Annotated in this window: 4 protein-coding genes; all 4 read left to right on the top strand. The window is 60.4% G+C overall.

Going from position 1 to position 16,440, the window contains the following annotated elements:
- Window positions 1-2 precede the first annotated feature (2 nt).
- The 4 genes from ACODS3_RS07225 to ACODS3_RS07210 all read left to right on the top strand — a co-directional run bounded on the left by ACODS3_RS07225 (window position 3) and on the right by ACODS3_RS07210 (window position 16,439).
- The gene (locus ACODS3_RS07225; protein ID WP_489033895.1) at window positions 3-941 is read left to right on the top strand and encodes an ABC transporter substrate-binding protein; all 939 of its coding nucleotides are present in this window, start codon (window positions 3-5) and stop codon (window positions 939-941) included.
- A gap of 156 nt (window positions 942-1,097) precedes the next feature.
- Complete coding sequence (locus ACODS3_RS07220; protein ID WP_374063357.1) at window positions 1,098-2,051, top strand: TauD/TfdA family dioxygenase; 954 nt, start codon at window positions 1,098-1,100, stop codon at window positions 2,049-2,051.
- A 66-nt stretch (window positions 2,052-2,117) separates the two neighbouring features.
- Window positions 2,118-6,932 (top strand): acyl carrier protein, encoded by a 4,815-nt coding sequence (locus tag ACODS3_RS07215; RefSeq protein ID WP_489033894.1) that lies wholly within the window; start codon window positions 2,118-2,120, stop codon window positions 6,930-6,932.
- Window positions 6,933-6,974: 42 nt separating this feature from the next.
- Window positions 6,975-16,439 (top strand): amino acid adenylation domain-containing protein, encoded by a 9,465-nt coding sequence (locus ACODS3_RS07210; protein WP_489033893.1) that lies wholly within the window; start codon window positions 6,975-6,977, stop codon window positions 16,437-16,439.
- The last annotated feature ends 1 nt before the right edge of the window (window position 16,440 follow it).

The following is a 16,440-nucleotide window of genomic DNA, read 5'->3' as shown; positions in this document are numbered from 1 at the left end:
GGGTGAAAGGATTTTTCCGAGGTGTGGTGGGCATGTTGTGTGTGCCTCTGGCATTGCTGGCTGTAGAGGCCGGCGCCGCTGAAACCAAGGTGTTCGAGAATAGCTTTGGGCGGGTCGAAGTGCCTGTGGCACCGCATTGCATCGTGTCGCTGCATGACTTCAGCCTGACCACGCAATTGCTGGAACTGGGCGTCAAACCCTGCGGCTCCACAGGCCGTAAAAAGCTGTTTTCCGATGTGCTGTTTCGCGGCACCCAGGAACGCTTCGATGTGACGGGCATTCAATATATCGGCTCGCATCAGGCACCCGATCTGGAAGCGATTGCCGCCTTGAAGCCCGATCTGATCGTCGGATTGTCATATCACGCGGATATCAAGGAGAAGCTCAGCAAGATTGCGCCGGTGGTGCTGTTGCCTGCACGTGAAAGTGATATCAAGACCTACGCCAGGGAACTCGCCGAACTGGTCGGCAAGCAGCAGCGCTACGCCGAAATGCTGGGCGAGTACCAATGGGTCGTCAAGGAGTTCAAGAAACGGGTCAAGGACCCTTCGCGAATCACTGTCACGACGCTTGAGGTCTACACCGATGGTTTTCAGTTGATCGGCCGTGGAGGAATGGATGATGTCATCGCCGATTTTGGCCTCGGGCGTGTGCCGGCTTACAGCGCGGCAAGGCAGAACGTTCCCTACAGTCTGGAGCGAATTGGCGACTTCAACAGTGATTTCATTATTGATACATATGAGGAGCTGCTAGATTCGGAGACCAGCACAGCCGCCTTCCGCAAGTCCCCGCAATGGCAGAATCTGTTTGCGGTCAAAAACCGCCAGTTCCTGTATCTGAACCGCAGCCGCTATGCCGATACGATGCAAGGGCTGCTGGGATCTGCCTATTTGCTGATGTCGCATATCGGTGAGCGGGAGAGCGTGCTGCAGGCTCAATGAAATGTGTCAATTTCGATACAAAAGTCATAAATGACAATCATTCTCTATTGATGTTGTTACTCGTTTGTATTAATTTGCGCTCTCCAAAAATACGCTTATCCGAATGGCGAGGGGTTTCAAATGGAAACGGGTTTGGCGCGTACGCAAGTTCAATCCATGGAGGTTTTCCCCGATAGCGAACAGACTCTGCCGTTCATATTTCAGGCTCCGGCTGCCGGTGATACCTGGCAAGCCCATCGCGAGCAGATTCAGCAGGTAGTCGAGACTGAACTGCCGCGTGCCGGTGGTGTTCTGTTTCGTGGTTTTGCCTTCAAGGGTGAGGCCGACTTCGAAGCGTTTGCCTGTAGTTTCGGCCATGAGCTGCTGACCTACGACTACGCTTCCACACCACGTACCAAGCTCAACAACCGGGTCTATACCTCCACCGAATACCCGGCTCACCAGATCATCCCTTTGCACAATGAACAGTCCTATTCGCTGAACTGGCCAATGAAGATCTGGTTTCATTGCGTGCAGGCGGCCCAGGTCGGTGGTGAAACCCCGATTGCCGACAGCCGTCTGGTCTACCAGCAACTGGACCCGGTCATCCGCCAGCGTTTTGCCGACAAGCGCCTGATGTATGTGCGCAACTACGGCAACGGTCTGGATCTGCCCTGGCAACAGGCTTTCAGCACTGAAGACCGTGAGCAGGTCGAGCGCTTCTGCCGGGCCAGCAATATCGAATTCGAATGGAATGACGATGGCGAGCTTTCCACTCGCCAGGTCTGTCAGGCCGTTGCCCAGCATCCGGTTACCGGCGAATGGGTATGGTTCAATCAGGCGCACCTGTTTCATATCTCCAACCTTGCACCAGCGGTACGCGAAACGCTGATTTCCATCGTTGGCGAAGAGGGTGTGCCACGTAACGTGTTTTACGGCGACGGTTCACCTATCGAGCTGGAAGCTCTTGAGCATGTGCGCGCTGTTCTCCAGCGTTGCCAGGTGAGTTTCCCCTGGCAGGCCGGTGACGTGCTGATGCTCGACAACATGCTGGTGGCCCACGGCCGCTCGACATTCCAGGGCGCACGCAAGGTCGTGGTCGCCATGGCGGAGCCTGCTTCGGCAAGCTGAGCACTCTCTTTCAGAAAGCCGTCGCAATGGGCGGCTTACTTTGAACAAGTAGAAAAAGGACATCAAATGGATCGCCTGATGCATCGCTGCTGGCTGCGCGGAATTCGCCTGTCTATAGCTGAAGGCCAGTTGGCCATTGCCCATGGATCGCAGGGCGACTTGAACGCTGAGCTGGTAGCCGAGTTGCAGGCCCAGGGCCCCGAAGTGCTGCAATGGCTGCAACAGCACCCCGATTATTTCGATGCCCGACCATTGACGGATAACGAGCAGGCGCTCTGGTTTCTCCAGCGTCTGGAGCCTGAAAGCTGCGCCTACAACATTGCTTATGCCGGTCGTCTCAAGGCGCAGTTCTTTACCGAGGATTTCCCCCAGCGCCTGCAAGATGCCTGGGCCAAGGTGCAGCAGCGCTACCCGATGCTGTGTACGGCTTATGCCGAACGCAATGGCGAGTTGCTGCAATGGAGTCATCGCGAGAAGGTCCAGCCGTTGCAGCGTGTTGCATTGCAGGCAGCAAACGCCGAAACCCTGCAACAGCGTATTACCGAGCTGGCCGATGCGCCGTTCAATCTGGAAGCCGGTGAAGTCAGTCGCGTCGTTCTTTTGAGTAATTCACAGGGTAGCGAGACCGAGTACAGCGTATTGCTGGTGATTCATCACATCGCTGCGGATCTGGCCACGTTCTACATTGTGCTCAATGAGTTGTTCGCATTGGTCAATGACCAGACGCTGCCTCCTGTAAATCCCGATGCGTATCGCGACTATTGCAGTGATCTGCACATTCGCAGCGAAGCGACCGAGTCTGCGGAGCTGGCATGGTGGCAGGCACAACTGGCCGAAGCCCCGGCCCTGGAATTGCCGACTGACTTTCCGTATGGCAGCAATCAGGCATTCAAGGGCGGCGAGTTGTCTGTTCGCTTCGATCCGGCTGCTACGGCCAGAATCCGTGCCGTCGCCCGTGGTCTGGGCGTAACGCCTTATGTGCTCTGGTTCTCGCTGTTCCAGCAGTTTCTCGGCGTGCTGTCGGGGCAGGACGACTTCGTGCTCGGGACGCCCAGCGGCTGGCGCTTGCGGCGTGAACACCTCAATCTGCCGGGCTATCTGGTCAACCCGCTGCCGATCCGTTGCCGTCTGCGCCGCGACTTTTCCAGTGGCGAGTGGGCCAAACAGGTGGACGCCACCGTCAAACAGGCCCTGCAACACCGTCACTACCCGTTCTCGCGTCTGGTCAAACAGCTCGATTTGCCAAGGCAGATGGGCAGGGCGCCGCTGTTCCAGCATATGTTCACCCTCAACAAGGAGCGTATCGCGCCTTTCGAGCAATATGTCGACCGCTTGATCTCGGAACAGCGCGGTGCCGCACACGAACTGAACATGGTGGTCATCGACGAGGAAGAAGGCTTCCTGTGCCGGTGGCGCTACAGCAAGGCGTTGTACATCCATCAAACCATCGAACGTTATCGGGACCAGTTCGTGGCCCTGGTACATGCAGTGCTCGAACAACCCGAAGTGCCTTTTGCCGAACTGGACTGGCTGGCTGCGCAGCAGCAATCCTTCCTGAAGGGCGAGGACGTGCCGCTGGCCATCGACAATGCCTGGCAGGCTTTCACTCAACAGTGCGCCCTGCAACCTCAAGCGATTGCGTTGCAGGATGAAGAGGGCGTTCTCGGTTATGCCGAACTCGGCCGTGCGGTGGTCGCCCGTGGCGAGCGTTTGCAGGACGGTTTGAGTCTGGCGGGCAAGCGGATTGCCTTGTGCCTGCCGCGCAGTCGCGAACTGGTGATGCATATGCTCGCGGCCTGGCAGTGTGGCGCGACTTATCTGGCCCTCGACCCGCAATGGCCGCAGTCGCGCTTGCAGGACATTTGCCTGGATGCCACGCCTGAGGTGCTGGTTGGCGAAGGGGCGCGCCCCGAATGGTTGTCGGAACAGGTGCGCTGGCTGCCAATACCTTCTGCGCCGCTATTCAGTGATTCGCCGTTGCGCGCCGCGCTGGCGGCAGACCTGACAGCTTACGTGGTGTACACCTCGGGCTCCAGTGGCAAGCCAAAAGGGGTGAAGGTCAGCCAGGGCAACCTGATTCATTACGTGACCGGTTGTCTTGAACGCCTGAACCTGAGCGCTGATGCCAGCCTGGCCAGCCTCGCCAGTTGCGCGACCGACCTTGGGCATACGGCCTTGTTCGGGGCCTTGCTCAGTGGCCGCCGTCTGCGCCTGCTGGGCGAGGAACTGGCCTTCGACGCCGAGGAACTGGCCGCCGTGCTGGAGCGTGAGCCCGTCGATCTGCTGAAGATCGTGCCGTCACATCTCAACGCCTTGCTGGTCGCCAGAGATCCGCAGCGCTTACTGCCGCGCCAGTGTCTGGTCACAGGCGGCGAAGCGCTGGGCCATGATCTGGTCAGCCGCTTGCGCACCTTGAAAACGGATCTGCGCATCGTCAACCACTACGGCCCCAGCGAAACCACGGTCGGCGTCCTGACCCATGAAGTCGATGACAGCGGTGCTGCACCGTTAGGGCGACCACTGGCCAATGTTCAGGTCAGCGTGCGTTCTCCCGATGGCGCATTGTTGCCGATTGGCGTCAGCGGCGAGCTGTACATTCAGGGCGCAACAGTCGCACCGGGCTATCTCAGCGCTCCAGATGCGGATCACGCCCGTTTTGGTGAGTACGGCTATCGCACCGGCGACCGGGTACGACTCAATCATCAGGGCCAGGTGGAATTTCTTGGCCGGCTCGATGAACAGGTCAAGATCCGCGGCTACAGGGTAGAACCGGCAGAAGTCGCGGCCCAATTGCGCGCCATGGCGCAGGTCAGTGATGTCCGGGTGCTGAACATCCCGACGCCGTTGACCGGCAACCGTCTGGTGGCCTTCCTGATTGCGCCGCCGCAGGCTCTGGCCGACATCCAGAGCGTTCTGCAAACGCAACTGCCGGACTATATGCAGCCAGCCCAGTGGCATTGCCTTGAGCGCTTTGCCTTACTGGCTAATGGCAAGGTCGATCGTCAGGCATTGAAACATCTGAGCGAGCAGGCGCCGGTTCAGTCGTCTTCGGCAGAGCCGACAGGCAATCAACCCCTGAATGCCGTTGAAAGCACCTTGCTGGATATCTGGCGGACACTGCTTGGCAAGCCCGAACTCGGGCCGGACGATAACTTCTTCGCCCATGGCGGTGACTCCATTCTCGGCCTGCAAATCATTGCTGTGGCGCGTCAGCAACAAATCCTGATGACGCCCAAGCAATTGTTTGCCGAGCAAAGCGTGCGGGCCTTGGCGCGAGTGGCGCAGACACCGCAGAGCAAACTCGAAAAACGCCTGCTGGAAATCGCCCGTGAGATTCTCGACAAGCCTGACTTGAGTGCCGACGACAACTTCTTCACGGCGGGTGGTGACTCGATTCTGAGTTTGCAGATCATCGCCAAGGCCAAGCAGCAACGCCTGCAACTCAAGCCCAAGCAAATCTTCGAGTTCCCCACCGTGCGCGGTTGGGCAGAGCAGGTGGTTGACCTTGGCGCGGCAAACGCAGGTGCATCACCAAAGTCCCAGGAACCCACCACAGCCTTTGCCCTGACACCGATTCAGGAATGGTTCTTCGCTCAGCAGCAAACCCGGCCCGGCTACTGGAACCAGTCGCTGTTGCTGGCACTGGACGAGCCGCTGGATCAGGAACGCTTTACCCAGGCCGTTGGTGCGTTGCTCAAGCGCCATGCCAGCCTGCGCCTGACCTTCGAGGCCTCGGAAAACGGTTGGCAACAACGTTATCAGGCCTTTTCCGAAAGGCAGGTCGAGGCGCTGTTGCACGTGGAGCAGGAGCCTCTGACCGAGGCCTTGCTGCAACGCTGGCAGCAGGGTTTCAGCCTCGATCAGGCACCCTTGATCCGATGGGTGTATTTCTCCCACAGCCGGGAGCTGTTGTGTACGGCCCATCACCTGCTGGTGGATGCGGTGTCATGGCAAGTACTGCTGGAAGAACTGGAAAGCCTGTACCTGCAACCGAACCTGGCTCTGCCAGCCGTCTCGGCGGGTTTCCATGTGTGGAGCGAAGCCTTGCAGCGCCATCGCAGCGAACCCGAAGTACTGGCTCAGGTGGATTACTGGCATGAGCAACTGGTTGCTGAAGGCGTAACCCTGGAGCAGACCAATGAATACGGCGAAAGCCGCACTCTGGATACGCAACTTTCGGTTGAGCAGACGCAATTGTTGCAAGGCGATTGCCACTCAGCCTACGGCACTCAGGTCCAGGACCTGCTGGTGGCGGCACTGGCTGGCGTCATCGGTCAATGGCAAGGGCGCGAGCGAGTCACCCTTGAGCTGGAAAGCCATGGTCGCAGCGGCTGGGAACAAGGCCCTGACTTGTCCCGCTCTGTGGGCTGGCACACCAGTCGCTACCCTCTGGCAGTCAAGACTTCCTGGGACCTTGAGTCCTCGATCATTGCGGCCAAGGAAGCTCTGCGCCGGGTCCCCGAGCAAGGCATCGGCTACGGCCTGTTGCGCCTCGACCCGGCCAATGAGCTGAAAGCGGCCTCGCTGCTGACCTTCAACTATCTGGGCCGTGTCGATCAATGGCTTGGAGCGTCGCGTCTCTGGCGCCTGTCCCGGTCGATCTGTCCTGGCATGCGTGCGGACAATACCCGCCGCACCCACTGGCTGGATGTAACGGTGCTGGAGAACGAAGGACGACTGCATATCGAATGGCGCTATGCCCCGCACGTGCATGACCACGCGCTGGTAAATGGATTGGCGCAACAGTTTGTGCAGCAGATCGGCGCCTTGCTGGAGCACTGTCTGTCTCCAACGGCTGGCCGCGCCACGGCTTCGGACTTCGCTGACTCAGGCCTGTCCGACGATGAATTCCTGGGCCTGCTCGAACAGCTTGAGCAGTGACACCCCTGCGTCCCCTACATTAAAGGTTCGGATACCGTCAGCATGAACGACAAGGTCAAAGCACTTTCGCGCAATATCGAAGCGATTTACCCGTTGGCTCCCATGCAGCAAGGATTGCTGTTCCACAGCCTGCTGCACCCCGGCAAGGGGATGTACCTGCTGCAATATCGCCATGTCATGGTCATGCCCGACCTCGATCTGGACGCTTTCCGCCAGGCCTGGGCGCAGGTGGTGGAGCGTCACGAGTTGCTACGCACTTCTTTTGTCTGGAAGCAGCAAAAGCGTCCGATGCAGGTGGTACACAAGCAGGTCGAACTGCCGATCACCTATGAAGACTGGTCGCACCTGAGTGACAGCGAGCAACAGGACCGTCTTGAGCAGTTGCTGAGCGAAGAACGCGCCCAGGGGCTGGACTTTACCAAGGCACCCTTGATGCGGGTCAGGCTGTACAAGATTGCACCCGACACCTATCAGTTCGTGCGCAGTTATCACCACATCCTGATGGATGCCTGGTGCTTCTCGATCATCATGATGGACTTCCTCAACGGCTACCGCGCTGCTCAGGAGGGCCGCCGCCTGAACCTGCCGGCACCGCGTCCGTACCGCGATTTCATTCGCTGGCTGGAAACCCAGAAACCGGAAGATCATCAGGACTTCTGGCAGCAACGCCTGGCCGGTTTCGATACGCCCAACGAGTTTGGCTTTGGTCATGTGGGGCGTATCCAGGATGCCGCCGAGCCCGTTGAAGACTGCGTCGAGCATCTGACTCTCGAACAGACCCAAAGCCTGCAAAACACCGCTGCCCGCCACGGCATTACCCTGAACACTCTGGTGCAGGGCGCCTGGGCTTTGTTGCTCGCGCGCTACAGCGGTGATCGCGATCTGGTGTTCGGTATCACTGTGGCCGGGCGTCCGGTTCACTTGCAGGGTATGGAAAGCATTGTCGGCCTGTTTATCAATAGCCTGCCGCTACGCTGGAGCTGGCAGCCGGACGATGCGCTGGGCCCATGGCTCAAAGCCTTGCAGACCGAGAACCTGAGCCTGCGGGAGCACGAAAGCGTTTCCCTGGCCGAAATCCAGCGCTGGAGTGAAGTGCAGCGTCAGGATCTGTTCCAGAGCCTGTTCGTGTTCGAGAACGCGCCGATTGCTTCCGACCTGCGTCAGAGCCAGCTGGATTATCTGATCAGCGACATGGCCAACCGAACCCACACGAACTACCCCGTGACGGTGGTGATCGTTCCGGGCGAACGTCTGCATTTGCAACTGACCTATCAGACCGACTGGTTCCTGCGCGAAGAAATCGAGCAGATGCTGCGCCATTTCCGGACCTTGCTGCTGAATATGGGCGAAGCGCTGAGCGCGAAGCCCGACACGCCCTTGCATCATCTGGCCATGCTCGATGAGCGTGAAATTGCCCTTCAGCATCAGGTCTGGGCCGGTGGTGGTCTGGCCGCCGATGAGCAACTGCTGCAACCCTTGTACATCGAGCGCTTGCAGCAACAGGTTCGCCAGACGCCTGATCGCGTGGCCATTGTGCATGGCGAACAGAGCCTGACTTTCGACCAGTTGAACCGTGCGGCCAACCGTCTGGCCCGGCATCTGCGGGCCGTGGGTGTCAAATCCGACGACTTGATCGCAGTGTTCGACGAGCGTGGTCTGGATCTGGTGGTGATGATCGTCGCGACCCTCAAGGCCGGTGCAGGCTGGCTGCCACTCGATCCGCGCAACCCGCCACAACGTCTGGCCCAGGTGCTGCGCCAGAGCCGCACGCCCTTGCTGATCCACAGCGCAGGGCAGGGCGAGCTGGCGATGGAGGCCGTGGAACTCCTGGAGCAGCCACTCAAGTCGTTGCTCTACGACACGTCGGTATTGAGCAGTTACAGCGATGACGACCTGAACATTCCGGTTCATGACAACTCGCTGGCCTATTGCATCTTTACGTCCGGCTCCACCGGCACGCCCAAGGGCGCGATGGTGGCCCACGCGGGCATGCTCAACAATATTCTCGGTAAACTGCCGGGGCTTGGGCTCGATGCCAATGACGTGATTGCCCAGACAGCGCCGCAATGTTTCGACATCTCCGTCTGGCAAACCCTGGCCGGTATGGTGCTGGGTGCGCGGACCGTGATTCTTGGCGATTGCGTGGTGCAGAACCCCGACGATCTGGCGTCAGCCATCGAGCGGCATGGCATCAGCATTCTTGAAGCGGTGCCGTCGCTGATGCAGAGCCTGTTCGATGCTGGCCTGGACCGTTCGCGTCTGCGCTGGGTACTGGCCACCGGCGAAGCGCTGCCACCAGCCCTGGCGCGGCGCTGGTTCGAGCGTTATCCCGCGATCCCGTTGATGAACGCCTATGGCCCGGCCGAATGCTCCGATGACGTAGCGTTCCATCCGTTGCTTGAGCGTTTGCCCGAGCAACGCATCAACGTGCCCATTGGCCGCGCCACACTCAACAACCGTCTTTACCTGCTCAATGCCGACCTGCAACCCATTCCTGCCGGTGCAGTGGGGGAAATCTTCGTTGCCGGTGTGGGTGTCGGTCGCGGTTACATGGCCGACCCGGCACGCACGGCGGCGGTGTTTTTACCGGACCCGATTGCCAACGATGGCAGCCGTATCTACCGCACGGGCGACCTGGCGCGCTTCCTGCCCAATGGCGATCTGGAATACGTCGGTCGTACCGACCATCAGGTCAAGATCCGTGGACATCGTATCGAACTGGACGAAATCGAAGCCTGCCTGACCCGTTACCCAGGTGTCCGGGAAGCGGTGGTGGTGGCCCGCGATGATCAGCAGCGCTCCAAAGTGCTGGTGGCCTATGTGGTAGCCGATACCCAGCCGGGCATTGAAGCCCTGCGCGAGCATGTGCTGGGCAACCTGCCGCCGTACATGATTCCGAGCGCGTTCATGTTCCTGGAGCGTTTCCCGCTCAATGGCAACGGCAAGATTGACCGCAAATCCTTGCCCGCGCCGGATTTTGCCGCGCAAAGCCAGGCTCGCTATGTGGCGCCAAGCAGCGAACTGAAAGGCCAGATGGTCGAAGCCTGGCAAAGCGTGCTGGGCCTTGATCAGGTCGGTGTCGAAGACAACTTCTTCGAGCTGGGCGGCCATTCACTGCTGGCCACGCAACTGATCGGTCTGATCGGCAAGCTCAGCGGTAAAGATCTGCCACTGCGCGTGGTATTCGAGCGCCCAACCATCGCCGCCATGGCCGAGTGGCTGGAAAACCGTACCGATACCGCCAAGTCATCGCCGACGCTCTTGCCGCGTCCTGAAAAACTGCCGCTGTCCTTTGCCCAGCAACGGCTGTGGTTCCTGCAACAGCTAGACCCGCAAAGCCCGGCCTATAACCTGGCCGGCGCGGTGCGCCTGACCGGTGATCTGAGTATCGCCGACCTGCAGGCAGCCTTGCAGACCTTGCTCGACCGTCATGAAGTGTTGCGCACCGGCTTCATCAGCGGGGCCGAGGGGCCGAGCCAGGTGATTCTGCCCCGTAGCGAGCTTGAGCTGCCACTGATCGACGTACGCAGCGAAGAAGCACTGCACGACCTGCTGCGCCAGGATGCAATGACGCCGTTCGATCTGGAAGCCGCACCGTTGCTGCGTGCCAGGCTTTATCGTCTGGCGCCCGAAGCGTTTGTCCTGTCGCTGAACTGCCATCACATCGTTGCCGATGGCTGGTCCCTGCAACTGATCATCGATGGTTTGTGCAAGCAGTACCGCAATCTTCGTCAAGGCCTGGCCGCAGATGCCCCGGCAGTATCGATGCAATACGCCGATTACGCCCTGTGGCAGCATCAATGGATGAGCAGCAAGGCCTGCGAACAGGAACTGAGCTTCTGGCGCGGGCAACTGGCAGGTGAATTGCCGGTACTGGAACTGGCGGCAGATTTTCCGCGTCCCGTCCAGGCCAGCCAGAACGGCGGGCGCGTCGAGCAGCGCCTGCCTGAAGCGTTGACCGCACGCTTGCGGGCCTTCAGCGCCCGTCACGGCTGGAGCAATTTTGTCCCGATGCTGGCTGCATTCCAGTTGCTGTTGCGCAGCCGCAGCGGTGAAGACGACATCATTGTCGGGGTGCCGGCTGCCAACCGGCATCATGCAGCGTTGCAGCCTCTGGTCGGCTGCTTCGTCAATACGCTGGTGTACCGCAAGAAGCTGTCCGGCGAGCGCAGCCTGTTGCAATTGATGAGCGAGTTGCAGGCACTTTCCGTGTCGGTGCAGTCCCATCAGGATTTGCCGTTCGATTACCTGATCGAACAACTCGGAGTGGCGCGGCAAGTCAGTTACAACCCGCTGTTCCAGGTCATGTTCAACTACTTCCCGGGCAATGCGCTGGAGCGTTTCGAGCTGACCGATGTCATCGCCGAGCCACTGGACAACCGTCCGGACAGCGCCTTGTGCGACCTGCACCTGGATGTGCGTGACAGCGAGCATGGCATCAGCCTGAGCCTGCAATACAGCAGCGATCTGTTCCGCGAGCAGACCGTGCAAATCATGGCCGGTCAATATCTGGCACTGCTGGATGCCTTGCTCGACCAACCGGAAAAAGCCCTGGGTGAACTGGCCTGGCAACCTGCCGAACGTGCCTTGGCACGTCTCGACGGCCCTGAAGTCGATGGCCATCAGGACATTCTCCAGGCCTTTGACCTTCAGGTTGCCCGTCAGCCCGACGCCATTGCCGTCCTGTCAGGCAATCAGCGCCTTACCTATGCCGAACTGAATCAGGCAGCCGAACGACTGGCAGCAGTGTTGCAGGCCCATGGTGTCGGTATCGAAGATCGTGTGGCCTTCAGCTTGCCCCGCGATGCCCGTCTGCCTACGACCATGCTGGCCATCCTCAAGGCTGGCGCAGCCTATGTGCCGCTGGCCGAAGACACGCCACCGGAACGTGGTCGTTACATTCTGGAAGCTGCGCAACCCCGGATATGCCTGGGCACTGCCGCGAGCCTGGAAGCGTTGGCCGAGTGGAACAGCGGCGTGCCGTTGCTGGATATCGACACTCTGAACTCGACCGAAGCACTCCGGACACCGGCATGGACAGCGGATCAACTCGCCTACGTGCTGTACACCTCAGGCTCCACCGGCAAGCCCAAAGGTGTGGCGATCAGCCGTGGCAACCTGATGAACCTGATGCTGGCTGTCGGGCAAGTTCTGCCGCTGACCAGTCAGGACCGGGTGCTGGCCTTGACTACCGCGACCTTCGACATTGCCATTGTCGAACTGCTGCTACCGCTGGCCCATGGCGCAAGCATCCTGCTGGCTGATCGTGAACAGGCGCGGGACCCGCAAGCCATCGATCAACTGCTGCTGGCTTCACAACCGACGGTCATGCAGGCCACGCCAGCGACCTGGCGGATGCTGGTTGCTCATACCTCGCGCAGTTGGCAAGGTGTGCGGGCCATTTCCGGTGGCGAAGCCTTGCCCTGTGCGCTGGCCGAAGCCATCGAGGGCAGGGGAGCCAGGGTCATCAACGGTTACGGGCCGACAGAAGCAACGGTCTACAGCACCTTCGAGATCCGCAATGGCAGTGAGACTGGCGTGGAAGTGCCCATCGGGCAGCCTGTGGCCAATACCGCTGCCTATGTTCTGGATGCCGACCTGCAACCTGTGGCCGCAGGCGTTCCCGGTGAACTGTATCTGGCCGGTGCCAACCTGGGCCGTGGCTACTTCGCCGCGCCAAGACTGACCGCAGCGGCATTCCTGCCCGACCCATTCGTGGCCGGCGCCCGCATGTACCGCACCGGTGACCGGGTACGCCGCAACAGCAATGGCAGTCTGGATTACCTGGGTCGTCTGGACTTCCAGGTCAAACTGCGCGGTTTCCGTATCGAACTGGGGGAAATCGAAGCATTACTGGCGCGTATCCCCGGCGTTCGCGAGGCGGCTGTCGTGCTGCTGGGCAACGGTGAAGCGGCGCGGCTGGTGGGTTATTACGCTGGCGATGTGCAGGATGAAACGCTGCTGCGCGAAACCCTTGGCGCACAACTGCCGGACTACATGCTGCCAAGTCAGTTTGTGCATCTGGACACCTTGCCGTTGAGCCCGAGCGGCAAGGTTGATCGCAAGGCGTTGCCGGAACCGCTCCAGCGCGACGGCCAGCGCGGTGTGCTTTCCGGCGAGTGGGAGCAGGAACTGGCGCGGCTCTGGGAAGAGCTGTTGGGCAGCAACGACATTGGTGCCGAGGATAATTTCTTCGCCTTGGGCGGACATTCGCTGCTGGCTGCGCGTCTGGTGGCGCGTATTGCCGAACAGCATGGTCGACGCCTGCCATTGCGCACGCTGTTCGAGCACCCGGTCCTGCGGGATCTGGCTGCGCAACTGGCGGCGATCAGTGTTGAGTCCGAAGGCATCCTGCGTCCTTTCAAGGAGCCTCTGGCACCGCTGCATTTCACCCAGCAGCGTCTGTGGTTCCTGGATCGTCTGCAAGGCGATACCCAGGCTTATCATCTGTCTCTGGCCTTGCGTCTGGATGCGGTTCTGCAACCGGCAGTGCTGGAGCAGGCCCTGACCCAACTGATCAGCCGTCAGCACAGCCTGCGCACGGTATTCAGCGACACCGCCGAAGGCGCACGCCAGCGTGTCGAGGATCAGGCAGCGGTGCAGGTAAGCATCGAGCCGCTGGAAGTCGACGAACATTCCCCGGCTTTCGCACAAAAACTGAGCCAGGAAGCACAGCGCACTTTCGATCTCACGGCATCGCCGCTGTTCAGAGTGCACGTGTATCAAGGTCAAGGCCGAAGCGTGTTGCAGGTCACGCTGCATCACATCATCGCTGACGCCCGTTCGCTGGAGATCTTCTTCAATGAACTGCAACTGATCTATCAGGCCATTCTGGAAGGCCGCAACGCTTGCCTGCCGCAACTGCCGTTGCAGTTCTCCGACATTGCGGCCAGTTGGCAAGGCCCGGCCGGGCAGGCGCTGATCGAGTCACAGCTTGAATACTGGCGAAAGACCCTGGCAGGCGAGCCGCCGGTGCTGAACCTGCCGACCGACTTGCCTCGCCCTGCGGAGCAAGGCTACAACGGCCAGCGCCTGCGCTTCAGCCTGCCCGCCACGCTGGTCGGTCAGTTGCGGGAAACGGCACAAAGCCACGGCCTGACGGCATTCGCACCCTTGCTGGCGGCCTGGAAAACCCTGTTGGCCAGACACTCCGGCCAGCGTGAAATCTGGATCGGTCTGCCTGTCGCTCATCGCCATCAAGCCCATACCGATAACCTGATCGGCTATTTCGCCACCACTCAGGTCTTGCGCAGCAGCATTGATCCGCTGCAATCGGTCGAGCAGTTCTGGCAGCAACTGCAAGCCACACATCTGGCGGCGCAACAGCATGGCGACGTGCCGTTCGAGCGTTTGGTTGAAGCCCTGCAAGTGCGCCGCGACCTGAGCCATACGCCGCTGTTCCAGGCACTGTTCAACCTGATCCAGCGCGATGTTGCCGTATCGGTGGAACACAATTTTGCCGGCGTGCCGGTGCAGCGCCTGAATGTCGAAAGCGACAGCGCACTGGTGGATATCGGTCTGCATATCGAGCAGCACGGTGAGGACTGGCAGTGCGTGCTGGAGTACAACACCGACCTGTTCCTGCCACGCACTGCACAACGCTATGCCGACGAATATCGCAATCTGCTCGAAGGCATGCTGAAACAACCTGAAGCACGCCTGTGGGATATCGATCTGGCCAATGCCGATCACGCGCTGGACGAGCGCCCATGGAACCTGCCAGCCCAGGCCCTGCAGCGCGAAGTGGACCTGATTGCCCGTTTCGAGCGGCAAGTGGAACTGACACCTGATGCGCTGGCTGTTGATTGCCAGGACCAGCAATGGACTTATGGGCAACTCAATGCCCGTAGCAACCGCCTGGCCCATTGGCTGCGCGCTCAAGGTGTCGGCACCGATGACCTGATTGCCGTCTGCCTGACACGCGGCCCATGGCTGTTGCCAACCCTGCTGGCCATTCACAAGGCCGGGGCGGCGTACCTGCCACTGGACCCGCAACATCCGGCAGACCGCCTGCGTTTCATCATCGAACATGCGCGTCCGGCACTGGTGCTTGGCGAAAGCCTGAGTGCCGAGGCATTGAGCGGCGTCGATAAGGCTCTGCTCGATCAACTGGCGCTGGATGACTACAGTGCCGACAACCTGAAACTGGCGGTCAACCCGCAGCAACGGGCCTATGTCATCTACACCTCGGGTTCGACCGGTACACCGAAAGGCGTGCAGGTCACACGCGACAACCTGAGCAACCTGCTGGCAGGCCTAGACCGGCAGTTGCCACTCGGCGCTGATGATGTCTGGCTCGCCAGCACCACCTACGCCTTCGATATGTGCAAGCCGGAGCTGTTCCTGCCGCTGGTCAATGGCGCAGCCATACTGCTTGCGCGTCGTGAGCAGGTTGTCGATGGGCACCAACTGTTTGCCTTGCTGCGTCGCGCCACAGTGTTCCAGGCAACACCGGCAGGCTGGCAGATTCTGCTGGAAACCGGGCAGGCCGACTGGCCTCCTGTACGCGGCCTGATCGGTGGCGAAGCGGTGCCGGGGGAACTGGTGACCGAGCTGCGCAGCCGTGGCGTGACGCTGATCAACGCCTATGGCCCGACGGAAACCACCGTCTGGTCGACGACTCAGGCGTTGCAGGAAGTGCCGAGCGGCGTTGCCGATATTGGCTCGCCGTTGCTCAACACCCGCTGCTATGTCCTCGACGAAATGCTGCGCCCGGTGCCACTGGGCACCACCGGTGAGCTGTATATCGCAGGTTCCGGTGTGACCCGTGGCTATCAGCATGCTGCTGCGATCACGGCTGCGGCCTATCTGCCCGATCCTTATGCCCGCGAGCCTGGCAGCCGCATGTATCGCACCGGCGATCTGGTGCGCCGCCGCAATGACGGTCGGCTGGCCTACGTGGGGCGCAGTGACTTCCAGGTCAAGGTGCGGGGTTTCCGCATCGAGCCGGGCGAGATCGAATCGCTGCTGCGCCGCTACCCTGGCGTGGAAGAAGCCGTGGTGATGATCGATGCGCGCAGTCAGAGCCTGTTCGCCTGGCTGCAAACGCCGAGCCCGGTGGATCAGGCGGCATTGCGTCGCCATCTGGAGGGCGTATTGCCGGGCTACATGATCCCCGCCGGTTTCATCGAGCAGCCGCGTTTTGCCCTGAACGCCAACGGCAAGATCGACCGCAAGAGCCTGCCTGCGCCGCAACCGGTCGCTACTCAGGGAGTGGCGCCGCACAACGAACTGGAACAGCAACTGGTCGAAATCTGGCAGGAGCTGCTCGAAGTGCCGCAAGTCGGAGTGTTCACCAGCTTCTTTGAACTGGGCGGCCATTCATTGCTGGCGATGCGCTTGATGACCCGGGTCGAGAACCGATTCGGCATCAAGATCGAACTGCGCAGCCTGTTCCACAACCCGACGATTGCCGCGCTTGCCGAGCAGATCGAAAAACCCCAAGGGCCTTCCACGGATGAAGCCCTGGGCGAAATGCAGCGTCTGCTATCAGAGATGGAAGAATAAG

The organism is Pseudomonas sp. FG43, assembly GCF_057809175.1.
Note: the sequence above shows the minus strand (reverse complement) of the source record. Positions and strands in the feature narration are given on the sequence as shown.

Bases quoted from the DNA above. Each gene is read 5' to 3' on its own strand.
- ACODS3_RS07220 (WP_374063357.1), top strand. From the start codon at position 1,098: ATGGAGGTTTTCCCCGATAGCGAACAGACTCTGCCGTTCATATTTCAG.
- ACODS3_RS07215 (WP_489033894.1), top strand. From the start codon at position 2,118: ATGGATCGCCTGATGCATCGCTGCTGGCTGCGCGGAATTCGCCTGTCT.
- ACODS3_RS07210 (WP_489033893.1), top strand. From the start codon at position 6,975: ATGAACGACAAGGTCAAAGCACTTTCGCGCAATATCGAAGCGATTTAC.